This window comes from Bacteroides sp. HPS0048 (assembly GCF_964240755.1).
In the GTDB taxonomy this organism is placed as follows: Bacteria; Bacteroidota; Bacteroidia; order Bacteroidales; family Bacteroidaceae; genus Bacteroides; species Bacteroides nordii.
The window spans coordinates 80,242-99,580 of sequence record NZ_CAXSVC010000019.1 but is presented as its reverse complement, the minus strand read 5'-3'; the positions used below and the strand labels follow the sequence as shown (position 1 = coordinate 99,580).

Here is a 19,339-nt window from a genome sequence, read left to right as displayed (position 1 = left end):
TTGTTTCATTAAAAAACTAAACGTTATGAAAAAGTCTGTTCTATTTATCATGATGCTGTTTACTATCAGTTTAACAGCCAGTGCACAAAAGTTTGCTCTGATTGATATGGAATATATCTTGAAGAACATTCCCGCTTATGAACGCGCTAACGAGCAGTTGAACCAATCCTCTAAGAAATGGCAAAGCGAAGTAGAAACGCTTGCTCAAGAGGCTCAAACGCTGTATAAGAATTATCAATCGGAAACAGTCTTTCTTTCTGAAGAGCAAAAGACTAAAAAAGAAGAGGAAATTGTAGCTAAAGAAAAGGAAGCAGCCGAACTAAAACGTAAATATTTCGGTCCGGAAGGTGAACTGTTTAAAAAGAGAGAAAGTTTGATGAAGCCCATTCAAGACGAAATATACAATGCAGTGAAGGAGCTTGCTGAACAAAAAAGCTATTCCGTTGTAGTAGACAGAGCATCAGCAACAAGTATTATTTTTGCTTCTCCACGTATTGATATAAGTAATGAAGTGCTGGCAAAGTTAGGATATTCAAATTAATTTCATACATTTGCAAGCGATAACCCAAAGTAATCATTCAAATAAATAATAAAACTATGCTAAAGAAAATTGCACTTTTAATTATGCTGGTACTCCCAATGGGCGTATTCGCACAATCGACACTCAAGTTCGGCCATATGACTTCGACCGAAATTATTCCTACTATGCCTGAATATACAAAAGCTCTTTCAGAGTTACAGGCTTTGGAAAAAAATTATACTGATGAAATTCAAAGAACCCAGGAAGAGTTCAGCAAGAAATATCAGGAATTCCAACAGGCGATAGCTAAGGATTCTCTTCCGCAAAATATTGCAGAAAGAAGACAGAAAGAATTGCAGGATATGGCTGAAAGACAACAGCAGTTCCAACAGGAAGCAGAACAAGGTATGCAGAAAGCACAGCAAGAAAAGATGACTCCTATCTACAAAAAACTGGATGATGCTATCAAAGCTGTAGGTGCTGCAGAAGGTGTTATTTATATTTTTGACCTGGCTCGTACTCCAATTCCTTACGTAGGTGCTCAGAGCATCGATCTGACTGCTAAAGTAAAAGCACAGCTCGGAATTAAGTAAAAGAACAAGTATAATATATTGTAAGCAACAACTTAAAGTATAAAAACGAGCTACAAGCAGCAAGTTACAGGCTATTCTGATTAACCGAATGCCAATTGTAACTTGTAGCTTGTAGCTCGTATTTTTTTTTACCATTATGAAACAGAAGCTTTCGCAAATACCTGGTCCTATCGGTGTATTCGATTCAGGTTATGGAGGATTGACTATCCTGAGTAAAATAAGAGAAACTCTGCCGCAATACGATTATATATATCTGGGCGACAATGCTCGTACCCCCTATGGTACCCGTTCATTTGAGATTGTCTATGAATTCACCCTTCAGGCTGTTAATAAATTATTTGAGATGGGATGCCACTTGGTCATTTTAGCTTGTAATACAGCTTCAGCGAAAGCGTTGCGAACGATACAAATGAATGATCTTCCACACCTTGATCCTCAACGAAGAGTGCTTGGTGTGATCCGACCAACAGTAGAATGTATAGGCAGCATCACCCATAGCCGCCATGTGGGAGTATTGGCTACAGCAGGTACTATCAAATCGGAATCCTATCCAATGGAGATACATAAGTTGTTTCCCGACATCTATATCAGTGGAGAAGCCTGCCCGATGTGGGTTCCGTTAGTCGAGAACAACGAAGCACAAAGTGCCGGAGCCGACTACTTCATCCAAAAATATATTGATACTCTATTAAGTAAGGATCAGCAAATTGATACTGTAATATTAGGTTGTACACACTATCCGCTATTATTACCCAAAATAAAACATTTTATGCCTGACGGGATAAAGATTGTGTCACAGGGAGAATATGTTGCCGGAAGCTTAAAAGACTATCTGCATCGCCATCCGGAAATAGCAGCTAAATGTACACAAAACGGTAAATGTACCTTCTGCACAACAGAAGCCGAAGAAAAATTTATCGAGTCGGCATCTGCATTTCTGAATGAAGATATAACTGTCAAACGAGTAGTATTAGAGTAAGAAAAATATCTATCAGATAATAAGCCCTCTCTGCATATCCTTTAATGATACAGAGAGGGCTTATTTATTTTATTGGTTAACGGTACAATCTACAGCGGAATTGAGCCATCATAAATAGTGATATCAACCCGGGCACCTCTGACTACAGCCTTATAGCTTTCTCCGGAATTTAACTGAACAGCTTCACCAACCGTGGCAGTATAGGTCACACCATTACTCAACCGTACCTGAAAAGGGGTCCCCTTCTCAATCCTTTGAGGTAAAAGATTGAGAGCTTGTTTCCCATCATTATCAAAACGATTAAATGAAGTATACTTTTTCTCATCCAATATGACGATAGAACCATCTTTCAAATTCTGTATTCCCTTGTTCTTTATTAAAGCACTAACCTCAATATCTCCCTGATAAGAACGCCCATCCCCATCCAATACCTCTACAATTAGAGGAGCCATCACACGCTTAAACTGAAGACAAACTTGTTGTTGTCCGGCAACAGCCTTTGCCTTTCCAAACAAATAGTCATTTGTTCCTCCTTCCAACACACGCGTTTCATTACCCGCCACAGACTCTGGCAGACGAGGATAATGAGCATAAAAAAAGACTTCACTCTTTTTGCTGAATTCCCCCCATGAGCGAGTATCCTTTTTGAGATCGAACACAGTAAATTTATCATCCAACTCAGTACGCATCGAAATCACATCAATGGAAGTACTGCCACTGGCACGCGATAGGGTTTCATCACCAATAACAACACTGGTGAATTTAATAATCCGTCCATCTGTCTGTTCAATCGTTTCGTCTTGTTGACAACTCCATAAACAGCCCAATACTAAACTCATAAAAAGTACTTTTGTTCTCATTTGTCAGGGTATTATATATTAAAATTAAGAATACGGTATTACAAATACAAAGCGACACCCTTCTTTGTATTCCGGATCAATAGTCAGGCTACCATTCAGTTTTTCCGCAATTCCCCGGCAAATTGAAAGACCTAAACCTGTACCTTGTGAATAGCTATCAATTTTCGTAAATCTGTCAAAAACCCACTCCTGTCTATCCAAAGGAACACCAGGTCCGGTATCAGTTACAGCAAAGCATATATTCTGCTCCTTCTTCATCACAGTATATGTCAGTGTTATGTTGCCCTGAACTGTAAACTTTGCCGCATTATGCAACAAATTGATTAAAACCTGCATTATACGTTCAGGGTTGCTTTTAACTATTAACTGATCATGTTCAGAATGAAAAAGTAGTTTCACGCCCTCCTGTACATCTCTACGAACACTCTCCAGACTCTGTTTACAACAATCATTAATATTAGTCAATACATCTGCCGGCATACTACCTGTTTTATCCAAATCAGATAATTCTAAAACATCCGTCACCAAGCGAAGTAAATTATGACTGTTTGCCTCAATAATAGAGGCATATACTTTAGTATCCGGATCATCCCGATAGCGATCTCCTAATATCTGAGAAAACCCTACAATAGAATTTAACGGTGTACGAATCTCATGGCTCATACTCTGTATAAATAATGTTTTCATCTGGCTCGCATCTTCCGCAGCATTCTTCGCTTTTCTCAATTCCTCTTCTGAATGCAACAACCGTTTATTCAGTCTGTTTTCTCTATATAGGAAGATAAACACAAATATTAATAAAGCCGCCAATGAAATAATGAGAATCTGCTTATTATACAACTCTTTCTTCTGTGCCTGAAGCATCAACTCTTTTTTTTCTGAATTCAGTTTTTCCATATTAACCAGAGTTGCAAATTCACTGATGGAGTGTTCTTCATTACTCTGTCTGGCAGAATCTTCCAACTGAATATATTTAGACAAATAATCAGCTGCCAGGTCTTTCCTTCCCATAGCCTGATAGATTTCTCCCTTCATACGATAATGTCCGCTACGCAATGCATGTTCATTAAGACGCAATTCCTCTTTTATCAGTGCATCAGCAGACGCTAAAGCCTTCTGATATTGTTTTGTCTGCTTATAATAGAAGAATTCATTCTCATAATAAAGCTTCTTATTGATATCCAGTTTTTTATCATCTGCAATCAATTTCTCAACCTCTTGTAATATTTTCTTCGCTTTTTCCATATCGGCTATAGCAATATAGTAATGTATATAACCTAATTTTCCGAGAAGGATATGTACACTTGCATTAGCTGTAGCCTCAGCTTTTTTCAGCATTTCGAGTGCCTGAGGCAATTTATTCTGTTCAATATAATATTTTGCAACTTCAGTATAAGAAGGTGAAAGGTTGTAATTATCAACATGATAAGTTTCGGTCAGTTCGATTCCCTTCAAGCAATACTCAAAAGCCAGGCTTTTCAGATTCTTTATTTCATAGATTTGGTATAAGCTATTATAACAATAAAGCAACCCGATCTTACTATCCTTTATTTGGGCATCCTTTAGCATTTCCTGAGCTTCATAAAGAGCTATATTGGTCTTTCCGGTTTTGAGATAATGCAATATCAAACGATTGTTCCAAACAAAATAATAATATTTAAGTTGATTTGTTTTTTCAGCAAAATCCTTCACTATATTCGTATAATGAATAATACTGTCTACATTATTTCCTTGAAAATAGTAATAGTCTAATTTAAGCGCCAAAGCAACAGCCTGCATCCGTAAATCGCCTCTCTCCTCCGACATCTGATACAGCGTATCAGCCATATGAAGCACTTTTAAATTGCTAACATTCTCCTGGCAATACTGAAAATATGAGTATAGTGTGCTATCTACATTAAACTCCTTTTCTTCCTGCGCATAAGCCGTACTGCAAAGAACAAAAGAAACAACAAATAACATTCTTCGGAAGATTGTAGTTCTCATGATTATGTATTGATTAATGACCTGGCTGTAGATTGCAAATATACATCTATTTTTAACGTCCAGATTACAAATTGATTATTTTATTCAAATTATTGTCTACTTTATCTTGTATATATAAGTCAAAATAAAGCAGATCACCATTTTATCAATGAGAACTATTCACGGACATTCTTTCCACTCCTCTTGAATTTCATCATCTCTTCTGAAAGATACATTATTCATCCAAAGCCGCTATTTTTTTCACCTTTCCATGCGTTTTTTCAGAAATTATCGTGTACATTTGTGAAAGTATAAACACCCTATAGCTCAGAAATTATGAAAGAAGAAGATAACAGCCGTCTGATCGAAGTATTTTCCGGTTCAAGATGGGAAGCAGAACTTATCAAAGGATTGCTTGAAAGTAATGAAATAGATGCCGCCTTAAAAGACGGCCTTATAACAACAATAGCACCTTATATCAGTCCTACAGTATCCGTTATGGTAAAAGAGGATAACTATGAGCCTGCTATGGAAATTATCAGGAGCCGCGAGAAAGCAGAAAACGATTAAGACGATCGAGTGCTTCGCGAATATTCTCCAATGAGTTGGCATACGAAAAGCGTACGTAGCCTTCTCCTCCTGTACCGAAGTCAACTCCCGGTGTAATGCCTACATGTGCTTGCTCTAAAACTTCAAAAGCAAACTTATAAGAATCTTTTGTAAACTTGCGAGCATCAGCAAATATGTAGAAAGCACCTTTGGGTTCAACGCGGATACCAAATCCCATTTCGCGAAGACGTTGAATCATATAACGTCGGCGTTCGTCATACGTTGCCCGCATCTGCTCCACATCCGGAGCAGCATGGCGAAGTGCAGCGATACCTGCTTGTTGAGCAATACTGGGGGCACAGATAAAAAGATTTTGCTGCAATTTCTGCAATGCTCGCATACACGATTTAGGTGCAATCACATATCCAAGCCGTAATCCTGTCATGGCAAAGCGTTTTGAAAAGCCATTCAATACAAAAGCCTGATCAGTAAATTCCAGAATACTACGGGCACGTCCTTCATAAACCAATCCATGATAAATTTCATCTGAAATGACCGGAACACCCAATGAAGCTATTTCTTTAAGAAACTTATCCTCCAGCAATAACCCGGTAGGATTCATTGGTGAATTAATAAAGATAGCTGCCGTACGGGTGGTGATAAACTTTTTAATATCCTCTATATTATACTGCAGACCATTTTCTTCGCGAAGTGGCACCAATACCGGTTTTGCTTGTGCAGCCAACACAAAATTACGATAACAGGCATATCCCGGATTTGAAAGAATCACCTCACTATCCGGCCGACAAAGCAACAACAATACCAATAGAATTGCCGGTGAAGAACCGGAAGTCACCACAATACAGTCGGGGTCTACCTTCACACCATATTCCCGATAATGGAAATCAGCTATTTCGCGTCTTAATTCAGGGTCACCTAAAGAATGGGTGTAATGTGTTAAATGAGAATCATATGCTTTTTTTGCTGCTTCCGCGACACAGGCAGGCACATCAAAATCGGGTTCACCTACCTCAAGATGGATAATATCAATACCCTGTTTCTGTAATTCATTAGCTCGCTCTAATACGTCCATGACGATAAACGAGGTCATTTGTTCAACCTGAGGATTAGTCTGTTTCATTGGTTTATCTATTTTTTCGGGGTACAAAGATACTATTTTTACAGTATGAATGTTACCAGTGAAAAAGACTTTATTTCTTAGTTCTTCCGGTTTTATGTACGTATTCTTATTTATCCGTAAAAACAAGCACCTATAACTATCATATCGATAAAAAGTTCTATATTTGTACTTCCAAATCGTTAGTAAAAATGAAACAAGAGTTTACAAGAATAGCCGTAAAGGTAGGAAGTAATGTACTGACGCGTCGGGATGGAACATTAGACGTAACACGTATGTCAGCCCTTGTCGATCAGATAGCGGAATTACATAAAACAGGTGTCGAAGTGATCCTCATATCTTCGGGTGCCGTAGCTTCCGGACGCAGCGAAATACGAACGATAAAGAAACTCGATAGCGTAGACCAGCGTCAATTATTCTCTGCTGTAGGACAGGCTAAGTTAATCAATCGTTATTACGAACTTTTCCGTGATCATGCTATACCTGTAGGACAGGTACTGACAACCAAAGAAAGTTTTGGTACCCGCCGACATTATCTGAACCAGAAGAACTGCATGACTGTAATGCTTGAAAATGGAGTAATCCCCATTGTCAATGAAAATGATACCATCTCCGTCACAGAATTAATGTTTACTGATAATGATGAGTTATCCGGCCTGATCGCTTCAATGATGGATACACAAGCTCTTATTATACTAAGCAATATAGATGGCATATATAATGGTTCACCTACAGATCCATCCTCTTCCGTCATCCGCGAAATAGGCCATGGAAAAGATTTGTCCAGCTATATACAAGCCAGCAAATCGAGTTTTGGAAGAGGTGGAATGTTAACCAAAACCAATATTGCCCGTAAAGTAGCAGATGAAGGGATTACCGTAATCATAGCCAATGGAAAACGGGATAATATTCTTGTAGATTTATTACAACACCCTAAGGAAACCCTCTGTACACGCTTCACTCCGTCGAAAGAGCCTGTTTCAAGCGTAAAAAAATGGATCGCCCACAGTGAAGGATTCGCCAAAGGAGAGATACATATTAATGAACAAGCCACAGAAGTATTGGCTTCGGATAAAGCTGTAAGTATTCTTCCCATTGGTATAATAAAAATCGAAGGTGAATTTGAGAAAGACGATATTGTACGTATTTTCAACTTCGAAGGAGTACCAGTGGGAGTAGGTAAAGCAAATTGTGACTCAGCACAAGCACGAGAGGCGATGGGCAAACATGGTAAGAAAGCAGTGGTACATTATGATTATTTGTATATAGAATAATATGACTTTTAAGAATATGAAGTTAAACGAAACATTTATTGCCGTACAAGCAGCCAGCCGAAAGTTGGCACTACTGAGCGATGAGACAATTAATCAGATATTGAATGCAGTAGCTGACGCAGCCATTGCGGAAACTCCTTCCATTCTAAATGAAAATGCAAAAGATCTTGCACGAATGGATAAAGCAAATCCCAAATATGATCGTCTGAAACTCACAGCAGAACGCCTGGAAGGAATTGCCGCAGATATTCGTAATGTAGCTACCCTTCCCTCACCTTTAGGACGGATATTGAAAGAGACAGTCCGCCCAAACGGAATGAAACTCACCAAGGTCAGTGTTCCTTTCGGTGTTATCGGTATCATTTATGAAGCACGCCCCAACGTGAGTTTCGACGTATTTTCTCTCTGTCTTAAAAGTGGCAATGCCTGTATTTTAAAAGGAGGCAGCGATGCAGACAGTTCCAATCAGGCAATCATAAGCGTTATCCACAAAGTATTAAAACAATTCAACGTAGATACACATATAGTAGAGCTTCTTCCTGCTGACAGGGAAGCAACCACCGAGCTACTTCATGCAACAGGTTATGTAGATCTCATTATCCCACGCGGAAGTAGTAATCTGATAAACTTTGTACGCGAAAATGCAACAATCCCCGTCATCGAGACAGGAGCTGGAATCTGCCACACCTATTTTGACGAATACGGTGATACAACCAAAGGTGCAGCTATCATCAATAATGCAAAAACACGCCGCGTAAGTGTGTGCAATGCACTCGACTGTGTTATTATTCATGAAAAACGTTTGAATGACTTACCAGCTATCTGCAAGAAATTACAGAATAGTAATGTTACTATTTATGCCGATCCTCAAGCTTATCATGCTTTGGAAGGGCATTACCCGGAACATCTGTTAAAGCAAGCTACAACAGAGAGTTTTGGTACGGAATTCCTGGATTATAAAATGGCTATAAAGACCGTGAAAAGCTTTGAAGATGCTTTGGGACATATCGTAGAGTACAGCTCCAGACATAGCGAAAGTATTGTTACAGAAGATAAAGAACGTGCAACCTTATTTTGCAAAATGGTAGACGCAGCTTGTGTATATGCCAATGTATCCACAGCTTTCACAGATGGCGCACAATTCGGACTGGGAGCAGAAATAGGTATCAGTACACAGAAACTACATGCACGTGGTCCTATGGCACTTGAAGAGATCACCTCCTATAAATGGATTATCGAGGGAGATGGACAGACAAGAGAAAACTAAAGATTAATAACTAATAATTAAAAACAGACAGGTATGAAGAAATTTACTTGCGTGCAAGACATAGGTGATTTAAAATCAGCCCTTGCCGAAGCATTTGAAATAAAAAAAGACCGCTTCAAATATGTAGAACTGGGAAGAAACAAAACATTAATGATGATTTTCTTCAATTCCAGTCTGCGAACCCGTCTTAGTACACAAAAGGCGGCACTGAATCTGGGCATGAATGTAATGGTTCTCGATATCAACCAGGGAGCCTGGAAACTGGAAACAGAACGTGGTGTCATTATGGATGGTGATAAACCGGAGCATATTTTAGAAGCAATCCCGGTTATGGGCTGCTACTGCGACATTATAGGAGTACGGTCGTTTGCCCGCTTCGAGAATCGCGATTACGACTATGAAGAAGTGATTATCAACCAGTTTATCAAATATTCGGGACGTCCTGTATTCTCAATGGAGGCAGCTACACGCCATCCGCTGCAAAGTTTTGCCGATCTGATCACAATTGAAGAATATAAGAAAAAGCCTCGCCCGAAAGTAGTTATGACATGGGCTCCGCATCCACGCCCATTGCCACAGGCTGTACCCAACTCATTTGCAGAATGGATGAACGCAACTGATTATGATTTCGTAATCACTCACCCCGAAGGTTATGAACTTGATCCTAAGTTTGTAGGGCATGCCAAAGTAGAATATGACCAAATGAAAGCTTTCGAAGGAGCAGATTTCATCTATGCCAAGAACTGGGCTGGTTATACAGGTGATAATTATGGTCAAATATTAAGTACCGACCGTAACTGGACAGTTAGTGACCGCCAAATGGCAGTTACAAACAATGCATATTTTATGCACTGCCTGCCTGTACGCCGAAATATGATTGTAACAGATGATGTAATTGAAAGCCCTCAGTCTATCGTTATTCCGGAAGCAGCCAACCGTGAAATCTCAGCAACGGTAGTGTTGAAAAGATTACTTGAAGGATTGGAATAATTCCAGACCTAAAAACAACGCTTTTGGTGCAAAACACTTAAACGAGGAAGGAACAAACGGAGTTATAAGACACTGTAATACGAGCCTTCCTCTATTTTTATAAACTACTCCTATCTCCCTCCTATCGGCAACCTGACATCAAATCTCGCCCCTTCTCCGGGCTTCGACCTAACGCAAATTTCGCCATAAAAATGCTCTACGATAGTTTTGCAAATAGCAAGACCTAACCCTGTGCCTTGTACAAAAGAGTCTCCTTTATAAAAACGCTCGAAGATATGCTCGAGTACCTCTTCAGACATTCCATTTCCGGTATCTTCAACAAACAACTCTACCATATCTTCTCCTGTCCGTCGATATCCGATCCGGATACTCCCCACAGGAGTAAACTTCACTGCATTATTTATCAGATTATTCACTACTTGTCCCAAGCGTGCCGAGTCAGCTGTTATCTCCGTATCCTCTTCGGGTAAGTCCACTATTAGTTCTACACCAGATTTCATATTCATCTGTTGCATGCGGGCTATATCAGCGAACATTGCATTTAATGAGAAAGTATAAATATTAAACTCCATTGTGTTCGATTCTATTTTTGACAAATCCAAAATATCTGAAATCAGAAGCATCAGCAACCGCCCGTTTTTATCGATAAGTGCTGCATACTCCTCTACTTCTTCCGGGGTCATCTCAGCCTGCTCACTGACAAGCAAAGTCGAAAACCCTACAATAGCATTGAGCGGAGTGCGAATCTCGTGACTCATATTAGCTAAAAAAGCACTTTTCAACTGATCGCTACGTTGTGCCTTACGAAGAGCATCATTCAGCGTATCTTCAATATCTTTATGACGTTGCGTACTCATACAAATACCCACAATGCGGAATGGAAGATCCGAAAGTTGCCCTACATACGTTGATTGCCCTTCAAACCACTCCCAGCTCCCATCACCCCGATGTAGTCGGAAAGGTACAGGGGCTTCATACAAATTTCCAGTCAGTTGTCCCCCAAGAGCTTCAAAAAGTTCTTTCCGGTCATCAGGATGTACCAGATCAGCATACTGCTCCATAGTTAGCGTATAGTCTTTTGTAGGAATACCCAGATAATCAAAATAGCGAGGATCAATCACCATCAGATTTCGTTCCATATCAAATGACCAGGAAAAAATCTGTGTTTTACTCAAGGCAATATTCAATACATGCCGTTGGGTTCGTTCTTCGAGAACATTGCGCAAATAAAAAACAATTTTCACCAAGCGGCCTTTATCATAAACCCCTACAATTCCCCCTTGTATCAAAAAACTAATATTTGCATGAGGCTCACGAATAAAGCTATTTGTAGAGAATGAAATAGTATGTTGTCCTTGTACTATTTTTTCCAGGAAATGAGGTAATAGATTCACTTTGTCCTGGACCAACTCGATGATATCGGTTATCGGTTTGCCCGCTATCCGGCCCATATCCAGTTGCAGTTCTTCCAACAATAGATTATTCATCCGTTCTATCCTCCCTTCCGGACTGAGAATAAGGATGCTTAGCGGCCATACATCAAACAACTGCCTACTGATGGCATCGCCTACCCGTATCTCTTTAATCACCCGTTGACATACATATAAACGCCATAATGCTATACACAAAAGAACAATAACAATAAATAATGCTGTAACAATTATGAACAGAGCACTATTCTCCCCTACCAGAAAAGGTAAAAAGGCAGGCAAGTAACGTACCTTAAACCGATATTTATTCATACAATAACCTGAGTTGTGTCTGAATACAAAGGTCGTGTTAATCCCGTACCCTAACAACAAATCAAGATGGAAACGATATTCCATTATTCTTATATTATATTCCATTCTGTACAGATTGACCACTTTTAACAGATAGTAAACACACACCAAACAGAATTAACAAGTTATTAACTTAAATAGAGGTCAATATCATGACTTTTGCAACCAAAATAGAGATTTCAGCGTTTAGCAAACAAAAACATGCTTACTCCAGAACTACATATATCTACCGATTTTATCGCCAATGACCATATTGGCAGTGAAACGTTACGGGCATATTGCGCTGAACTCAAAAAGACTAAAGTCGTTATTTTCGCCCTTTGCGTTCAGGGACGCCTCAAAGCAATGATCAATCTGGTACACTATAATATCGGAGCAGGCACAATGATAGCTATTCCTTCGGAAAGTTTTATTCAAATATTAAAAACATCGGACGATATACAGATGCATGTCATTCTATTTTCGCTACCATTCGTTCACGAAACCAATTTAGATAAATCAATTATTGACACGTTCTACATCATCAATGAACATCCCTTACTTCCCTTACCCGAAAAAATATTCAATATCTATACAGATACTTTCTCACTACTGACACGAATTTGTAAAGACGTACCATTTTTGCTGAGTCGTGCCACACTCAAATCAATACTTGAAGCACTCTTACAGGGATTCACAGAACTCAGTCAACGAAAAGCATTGTTACAAGTAGCACCTGTCAACAGGCATTCCGCCATCTATCGGAAGTTTATCCGGCTTGTACAGGAATATCATACACAGCAACACCAGGTACAGTTCTACGCAACAAAAATGGGTATTAAATCAACAACACTTTGTCATATCGTGAAAAAAAAATCAAATGGGCAAACTGCGATGGAAGTTATTAACAGTATTCTGATTTTAGATGCCCGTACCCTATTACGTACCACTCATACTCCCGTTAAAGATATCGCGCTGAATCTCGGATTCAATAATGCAGCATTCTTCAATAAGTTTTTTAAGAGACACGTAGGGATGACACCACAAAAATTTCGCAATGAGAAGAGGTAGTGAAACAACTATTGTAGTTTTAGAATAAGAAAAACCACTGACGGACTCAAATTCTTTCTTGTATAGTTTTGAGTGTATTTCACCACAGAGTAACACGAAGTTTCACAGAGTACTATTTATCTGATGAAACGCGGATTAACGCAGACTTCTAAGACCTGCGCAAATATTTGTGCAGGTCTTAGAAGTCTGCGTTTCAATAAAGATTTAAACTCTGTGTTACTCGGTGGTGAGTTTTGCTCATTGTCTATTCAGTAATGAAATCGACTAATATACTCAGGAACATATATTAATATCACACATCCCAAGTTTTATTTTACACCAAACTAATGTTATGGAAAAACAATCTTCTTACCATTTCTAATATAAATGCCTCTCTGTGGATTTTTAACCACCCGTCCGGAAAGATCATAAATAACGCCATCTTCATCGGCAGCATCATTCAAAGCTTCATTAATACCGGTTGGATTTGAAGAAGTCAGGTTGATATAGAAAAGGTTATTTGAATCCGCTTTAGTTAGTTCATGGGAACCTGCATTAAGTACAGATGTAATGATATTACCAGAAGCACTTACTACTTTAGTTCCATCTATTTTAATATTCGGTGTACTTCCCTCTGCAAATACCAGGGTCAAAATCATTTCTTCTTCTATCGTAAACTTCACAGAAGTAGCACTCTCCAATTTCAAACACCAGGTATAAACCGTGCCATTTACAGTTGCTGTACCCTTGTCTTTAGAGTAACTACCGGTTACTGAATAGAATGAGTTTGAAGGCTTTTTATCAGCAGTAAAATAACATGTATAATCACCATCCACAGGAGGTGTAGGAGGAACCGGAGTAGTACCACCACCAGAGGTATCACCAAAAATTCCTACTAAACTGGTGGTATAATTCGTTATCGCTGCTTTCAATGCAGTATTCACGTCAGAAGAAGTATCGTCTACGGCATTATTAAAAGTCCATTCAAAATCACCGTGTTGCATACGCCCTGCACCATACTGTCCGGTAACAATACCAGGCACATCGGTTGCTGCATCGGCTGTATAGGTATACATCTTACTCTTATCCGTATCAAAGTTATTATAAGAAGTACCACCGGACAAAGTTACATAAGAAGCAGGGACAACTTCATCACGAGTTTCTGCTTCGTAGCAGTCAAAACTTGTTGCAGATTGCTTGTGAGTAACAAGTTTGAAATTAGAAGATTTCTCAGCATAAACATTTCCGAAAGCCTTGATCATTCCACCACTTTCTCCGGAGAAAGTTCCATTCTTTACTCCATTAACAATATCTGTTCCCTGCAAAGAAATGAGCATCGGCTTATTAGCATTACGATAATAATTGCTTTCTACAAATACATTCGAACCTGTAGTAGCTCCCACTCCATATTTCGCAATTCCATCAAAATAATTGTTATACACATGTACGGTCATTGTACGTACACGAGGATGCCGTGAATCGGAATGGTCAAACCAATTATGATGATAACTTATAAAATTCTCTCCGCTTTCAGACTTCATTCCACAAAGAGACATTTTTCCTGAATCCCAGAAATGATTATAGGAGAAAGTCATATATTTTGAATTGGTCTTACAGTCCAGAGAACCATCACCTTTTGCCTGGTCAGCAGCACTCCCTGTCTTTCCATAGAAAAAGTCAATATTATGTATCCAACAATTACTATTGTCTGTATCCAAAGACAAACAGTCATCCATGCAAAGCATGATAGCCAGATTCCTAATTTCAACACTCTTACAGTTTCTCAGCAAAATGCCAAACCCACGTATTGTAGCATCATCTCCTACACCTTCAAGTGTAATATTCATTTCACTATCGGCATTCTTCCCTTTAATTTGCAACCCTTCTGCACTACTGGAAAAGTAATCCATATCAGCAGCTTCGATTGTTCCTACAATACGAACAACCAAAGGAGTAGTATCATATCCTTTCTGACGCGCATCAATAATTGCCTGAAGTCCGGTGAATGTTTCAACCTTTCCCTTGCTATCTGTAACAACATCGCAAGTCACTGTTTTGGCAGTTTTAGATGTCACATAAAGAACCTTTGCATTTTCTTTCAGCGTACCATCATCCTTATATGCCCCTACCCCTGAATAATTGAAGTGGGCAAAACCTGCACGGTCATGAGCTTTCACTGCAAATGAAGTAGATTCTGCCGCCATATCCATTTCGGTACCATCCTCATCAACGGGTACAACCTTAAATATATAACTTCCCGGGACAACGCCTAATACATCTGCACGGCCATAAGTGCCATAATCACGAACCAGTTCGGTATCAAGTTTTACATAAGAACCATTTACAGATTTATAATAAACATGATAAGTAGAAGCACCGTCTACTAAATTCCAGGTTACATAACCTGATTCAAACCATCCACCGATCTCTTTAATAGAAACGGCAGCCGAAGAAGCAATCGATACCAATAAGGTAAACACAAACAAAAGTAGAGTCTTGATTTTCATAGTCTCATATTTCACAATTATTATTAGAGAAAGCGTCAGTTTGACGACTGCAAGATTACGGAGAATTAACCCAGTGAATGTGGAATAATAAACTTTTTATGTAGAAAAAACGGTTCGGATGACTTATCTAATAAAGATAGGTCATCCGAACCGCTATAGAAAGACAATAACTATATCATTTTTCAATTACATAGCCGCCTTTATTGATAGAATAAAAGAGTTAATGTTCTATTTCTTTTGCTTCCTGCTGCCAGGCATTAAATCCTTTATCAAGCTCATAGACTTTATAGCCGCGCTTACTTAAAATTTCTGCTGCTTTCTTACTCCTTTTCCCACTACGGCAATAAAGAGCCACCGGTCTCTCTTTCTGAAGCGTAGAATCAGCCATAGCAGCAAATGAATCATCCAGAACATTGATATTTACCGCTCCCGGGATATGGCCTTCCGAATACTCGGCCAACGTACGAACATCCAAACGCTGTACATCATCCGCTTTAATAAAAGAATCAAAATCTGCGACCGATAGTGATTTGAAATCTGCTTTCGGCTGCTGACAAGAGAATAAAGTAGAAATCAAAAGGAAAAAACCTGCAAATAGTTGACTCATCTTTGACATTGTTATACGATTAAAAAACAAATATTATTTTCATTAAAGAGCAGACAAGTAGTTAGTCAACGGATTGGCATACATCAACAATAACTTCTCACGCAGAAATGGAACATCCTTATTGGGAATATCAATCTTACTCAACTGTTGCTCAATATATTTTTCAAAATGTAGTTTCTCTTCCTGCGTATAATGACTGACAAATTCACAAGTACCCGATAATAAATCGTGTGCCACATAGTTTCCCGGATAGATACGATAATTACTATGAATACGTTTATCTATCACAGAAGAGATATGCGAAAACAATTCCGGCTTTGGTAAACTACGATCAAGCTGCTCTAAAACATCATTAATACAAGCAGCTGCCTGAAAATGTACTTTCCCTTTATAACCAAACAATCCGGTCTGCATATTTCTCAAATCATCCTGCGTTGTTTTCTTATATCCCTCAATATCTCTCTTCAACTGAAATTCCTGAGCCTTCAGAAAATCACAAGGATCATACTCATACGAAATGGCAATCGGAGCGATATTTATTTCCATCAACCGGTCAATCGTATCTCCCTCTCCTCCCATAGCCAGCATTTTCAAGACACTATCCTGCGTACGGTCATTAGAATCTTTGGCACGTCCTTCACGCTGGGCAATCCAGATGGACTGATTCTTCTCCATAATCGTATAGTGCATATAGCGTGACATACGGGCAGATGATTCTAACATTTGTCGCATAGTCAATGCACGTTGTACTATAAACGACTTATTAACACGAACCAATTTCTTAATCCACGGATAAATCAGCAAATTATCTCCAATAGCGATCTCTACGGTATCCATACCTTGATCTACCAGCAAGATAGAAAGAAAACCCGAATCAAGAATAATATCCCGGTGATTGGATATATAAGTATAAGCCTTCTTTTTACCCGGCAATGCTGTATGATCCAAACTCAAACCATCAGTAAAGTCTTTTGCTATCTTCCATAAAATACCATAGCAGAAGGTCTTCTGAAAATCCAATTTCGTTTTACAAGCACGCATCTTCTGTGCCAGTATTTCAAAAGGCACATTCGGAATGGCACTACAAGCAGCTTTTTGAAATGCCGGATCAGCTATTAGTTCCTCAAATATTTGAGGAAGTTCATCGTCATTGTAAGGACGTATTTCATCAAACTCTGTTGTATTCATAAGCAGCTATAATTTATGAGAAAACTTATTCTCTATTATATCAGTCATCACTTCTTTTATATCCAGTCCGGCAGCACGTACTTGCTGAGGAATAAAACTGGTAGCTGTCATCCCCGGAGTTGTATTAACCTCCAGCAAATTTATTTTATCACCGGCTGTTATGATATAATCTACACGAATAATTCCGGAACAACCCAAAATATCGTAGATAGCCGAAGTCAGGGTTTGTACGCGACGCGTGAGATCATCAGAAATACGGGCAGGAGTAATTTCATCTACCTGACCGTTGTACTTAGCATCATAGTCAAAGAACTCATTGTTGGTAACTACTTCCGTTATAGGAAACACCACCGATTTCTCTTTTGTTTTATAACAACCGCAAGTAATCTCCGTGCCATCCATAAAAGCTTCAATAAGTACTTCCTGCGCTTCATTGAATGCTTTAGTAATAGCGGGCTGTATCTGCTCACGTGTTTTGACCTTTGTTACTCCAAAACTGGAGCCACCCAGACTGGGCTTGATAAAACAAGGTAATCCGATCTTCTCAACAACATCTTCATCCGAGATAGACTGCCCCTGACGAAGCAACAGAGATTCGGAGATACGAACCCCAAAAGCCTTGAGGTATTGGTTACAAGTAAATTTATCATAAGTGATAGCTGCTGCCAATACTCCACAACAAGAGTATGGGATACGCAACATATCGAAATATCCCTGCAAACGGCCATCTTCACCCGGAGTACCGTGAATGGTGATGTAAGCAAAGTCAAACTTCACCTTATCCGTACCGTTTACAAAACTAAAATCATTGCGATCTACGGGTGCTTTCTTTCCGTCGGGCAATTGTACTTCCCAACGGAGTCCTTCCATCTCAACGATATACAAATTGTACTTCTCCTTATCTATAAAGGAATATATTCCCTGTGCACTACGCAGAGATACATAAAATTCGGAGGTATCCCCTCCTGCTATGATAGCAATTGTGCGTTTCATTCTAATTCTCTATTACTTATATAGCCTCTCCACTTCTCTATCAGTTGGGCCATGTCGTCAGGCAACTCTGAAGTAAAGTTCATCTCCTCCCCTGTGACAGGATGAACAAACCCCAGTGTCATGGCATGCAAAGCCTGCCGCGGACAAGTGTCAAAGCAGTTGTTTACAAATTGTTTGTATTTACTAAAATGAGTCCCCTTCAGAATCTCATGCCCCCCATAACGTTCGTCATTAAACAGGACATGACCGATATGCTTCATATGAACTCTGATCTGATGGGTCCGCCCGGTTTCAAGTACACACTCCACCAGAGTGACATACCCCAAACGTTCAAGTACCCTGTAATGAGTTACAGCATGCTTGCCAACTGTTGGATCGGACATTACAGCCATCTGCATTCTATCTTTCGGGTTACGGGCAAGGTTACCGATAATAGTACCCTCGTCTTGTTCTACAATGCCCCATACCAGTGCACGATATTTACGTTTGGTTGTTTTATTAAAGAATTGTATTCCCAAATTGGTCTTTGCATCCGGTGTTTTAGCTATAACCAGTAATCCGGAAGTATCTTTATCTATACGGTGCACAAGACCTACATGCGGGTCATTGGCATCATAGTCCGGATTATCTTTCATATGCCATGCCAAAGCATTCACCAATGTTCCATGATAGTTTCCATGCCCCGGATGCACCACCAGCCCAGGAGGCTTATTTACTACCATCAGGTATTTATCTTCGTAAACGATATTAAGAGGAATATCTTCGGGAATTATCTCATTCTCATAACGCGGACGATCCATCATGACCGTTATCACGTCAAGTGGCTTCACCTTATAGCTGCTCTTTACCGGTTTTCCGTTGACCATCACAAACCCGTCAGCAGCAGCATTCTGAATACGGTTTCGTGAAGCATTAACAATACGTTCAAACAGATACTTATCGACTCTCATCAAAGCCTGTCCCTTGTCTACTACCACCCTAAAGTGTTCGTAAAGCTGGGCATTGGCTTCCTCGCCAACAGGTTCTATATCATCAATATCAGTTTCGATATCGTCCGGCAATTCCTCTATCATACAGTTCGCTCTCTTATCTATAAACA

The 19,339-nt window shown here is 39.4% G+C and carries 17 protein-coding genes; 8 read left to right on the top strand and 9 right to left on the bottom strand.

Features of this window, described 5'->3' with window-relative positions:
* Positions 1-25: 25 nt before the first annotated feature.
* The 3 genes from ACESQI_RS15340 to murI all read left to right on the top strand — a co-directional run bounded on the left by ACESQI_RS15340 (position 26) and on the right by murI (position 2,092).
* Entirely contained in the window at positions 26-541 is a 516-nt protein-coding gene (locus tag ACESQI_RS15340) for an OmpH family outer membrane protein (protein WP_007483677.1), read from the top strand.
* A 56-nt stretch (positions 542-597) separates the two neighbouring features.
* Positions 598-1,113 carry an OmpH family outer membrane protein gene (locus ACESQI_RS15335; RefSeq protein ID WP_002558987.1) on the top strand — a complete coding sequence of 172 codons (516 nt, stop codon included), beginning with the start codon at positions 598-600 and terminating at the stop codon, positions 1,111-1,113.
* Positions 1,114-1,249: 136 nt separating this feature from the next.
* Positions 1,250-2,092 carry a glutamate racemase gene (murI, locus tag ACESQI_RS15330; protein ID WP_196040103.1) on the top strand — a complete coding sequence of 281 codons (843 nt, stop codon included), beginning with the start codon at positions 1,250-1,252 and terminating at the stop codon, positions 2,090-2,092.
* 89 nt (positions 2,093-2,181) lie between these two features.
* Here murI and ACESQI_RS15325 read toward each other — a convergent pair whose 3' ends face one another.
* Both ACESQI_RS15325 and ACESQI_RS15320 read right to left on the bottom strand, forming a co-directional pair.
* Positions 2,182-2,952 carry a fimbrillin family protein gene (locus ACESQI_RS15325; RefSeq protein WP_002558985.1) on the bottom strand — a complete coding sequence of 257 codons (771 nt, stop codon included), beginning with the start codon at positions 2,950-2,952 and terminating at the stop codon, positions 2,182-2,184.
* A 24-nt stretch (positions 2,953-2,976) separates the two neighbouring features.
* Positions 2,977-4,938 carry a HAMP domain-containing sensor histidine kinase gene (locus ACESQI_RS15320; protein ID WP_044158549.1) on the bottom strand — a complete coding sequence of 654 codons (1,962 nt, stop codon included), beginning with the start codon at positions 4,936-4,938 and terminating at the stop codon, positions 2,977-2,979.
* A 315-nt stretch (positions 4,939-5,253) separates the two neighbouring features.
* Here ACESQI_RS15320 and ACESQI_RS15315 point away from each other — a divergent pair, with 315 nt between their 5' ends.
* Positions 5,254-5,487, top strand: a complete 234-nt coding sequence (locus ACESQI_RS15315) for a DUF2007-related protein (RefSeq protein ID WP_002558983.1) — start codon at positions 5,254-5,256, stop codon at positions 5,485-5,487.
* On the opposite strand, the gene ACESQI_RS15310 is transcribed toward ACESQI_RS15315, so the two are convergent.
* Complete coding sequence (locus tag ACESQI_RS15310; protein ID WP_195660531.1) at positions 5,456-6,607, bottom strand: pyridoxal phosphate-dependent aminotransferase; 1,152 nt, start codon at positions 6,605-6,607, stop codon at positions 5,456-5,458. The two genes, ACESQI_RS15315 and ACESQI_RS15310, sit on opposite strands and share 32 nt — an antisense overlap.
* A 188-nt stretch (positions 6,608-6,795) precedes the next feature.
* On the opposite strand from ACESQI_RS15310, the gene proB reads away from it, so the two are divergent.
* Genes proB through ACESQI_RS15295 form a run of 3 tightly spaced genes read left to right on the top strand, consistent with a single transcriptional unit; the run spans position 6,796 to position 10,135 of the window.
* Complete coding sequence (proB, locus tag ACESQI_RS15305) at positions 6,796-7,878, top strand: glutamate 5-kinase (RefSeq protein ID WP_195660530.1); 1,083 nt, start codon at positions 6,796-6,798, stop codon at positions 7,876-7,878.
* Between the two features lie 16 nt (positions 7,879-7,894).
* Positions 7,895-9,145 (top strand): glutamate-5-semialdehyde dehydrogenase, encoded by a 1,251-nt coding sequence (locus ACESQI_RS15300; RefSeq protein ID WP_195660529.1) that lies wholly within the window; start codon positions 7,895-7,897, stop codon positions 9,143-9,145.
* 33 nt (positions 9,146-9,178) lie between these two features.
* On the top strand, positions 9,179-10,135 hold the full coding sequence (locus tag ACESQI_RS15295) for an acetylornithine carbamoyltransferase (protein WP_002558979.1): 957 nt from the start codon (positions 9,179-9,181) through the stop codon (positions 10,133-10,135).
* Positions 10,136-10,245: 110 nt separating this feature from the next.
* On the opposite strand, the gene ACESQI_RS15290 is transcribed toward ACESQI_RS15295, so the two are convergent.
* Positions 10,246-12,027, bottom strand: coding sequence for a PAS domain-containing sensor histidine kinase (locus ACESQI_RS15290; RefSeq protein ID WP_278512533.1), 1,782 nt, complete (start codon positions 12,025-12,027; stop codon positions 10,246-10,248).
* Positions 12,028-12,117: 90 nt separating this feature from the next.
* Between ACESQI_RS15290 and ACESQI_RS15285 the strand changes: the two genes are divergently transcribed.
* Complete coding sequence (locus ACESQI_RS15285; protein ID WP_002558977.1) at positions 12,118-12,966, top strand: AraC family transcriptional regulator; 849 nt, start codon at positions 12,118-12,120, stop codon at positions 12,964-12,966.
* 329 nt (positions 12,967-13,295) lie between these two features.
* Here ACESQI_RS15285 and ACESQI_RS15280 read toward each other — a convergent pair whose 3' ends face one another.
* From ACESQI_RS15280 to ACESQI_RS15260, 5 genes are all read right to left on the bottom strand, one after another.
* A complete protein-coding gene (locus tag ACESQI_RS15280) occupies positions 13,296-15,452 on the bottom strand; it encodes a pectate lyase (RefSeq protein ID WP_007483665.1) in 2,157 nt (718 codons plus the stop codon).
* A 220-nt stretch (positions 15,453-15,672) separates the two neighbouring features.
* Positions 15,673-16,068 carry a rhodanese-like domain-containing protein gene (locus ACESQI_RS15275; protein WP_025867691.1) on the bottom strand — a complete coding sequence of 132 codons (396 nt, stop codon included), beginning with the start codon at positions 16,066-16,068 and terminating at the stop codon, positions 15,673-15,675.
* Between the two features lie 33 nt (positions 16,069-16,101).
* Positions 16,102-17,247, bottom strand: a complete 1,146-nt coding sequence (locus tag ACESQI_RS15270) for a 1-acyl-sn-glycerol-3-phosphate acyltransferase (protein ID WP_373126519.1) — start codon at positions 17,245-17,247, stop codon at positions 16,102-16,104.
* Positions 17,248-17,253: 6 nt separating this feature from the next.
* On the bottom strand, positions 17,254-18,240 hold the full coding sequence (locus ACESQI_RS15265; protein WP_002558973.1) for a D-alanine--D-alanine ligase: 987 nt from the start codon (positions 18,238-18,240) through the stop codon (positions 17,254-17,256).
* The gene (locus tag ACESQI_RS15260; protein WP_002558972.1) at positions 18,237-19,313 is read right to left on the bottom strand and encodes an RluA family pseudouridine synthase; all 1,077 of its coding nucleotides are present in this window, start codon (positions 19,311-19,313) and stop codon (positions 18,237-18,239) included. Before ACESQI_RS15260 ends, ACESQI_RS15265 begins: the two co-directional genes overlap by 4 nt.
* Positions 19,314-19,339: the final 26 nt, after the last annotated feature.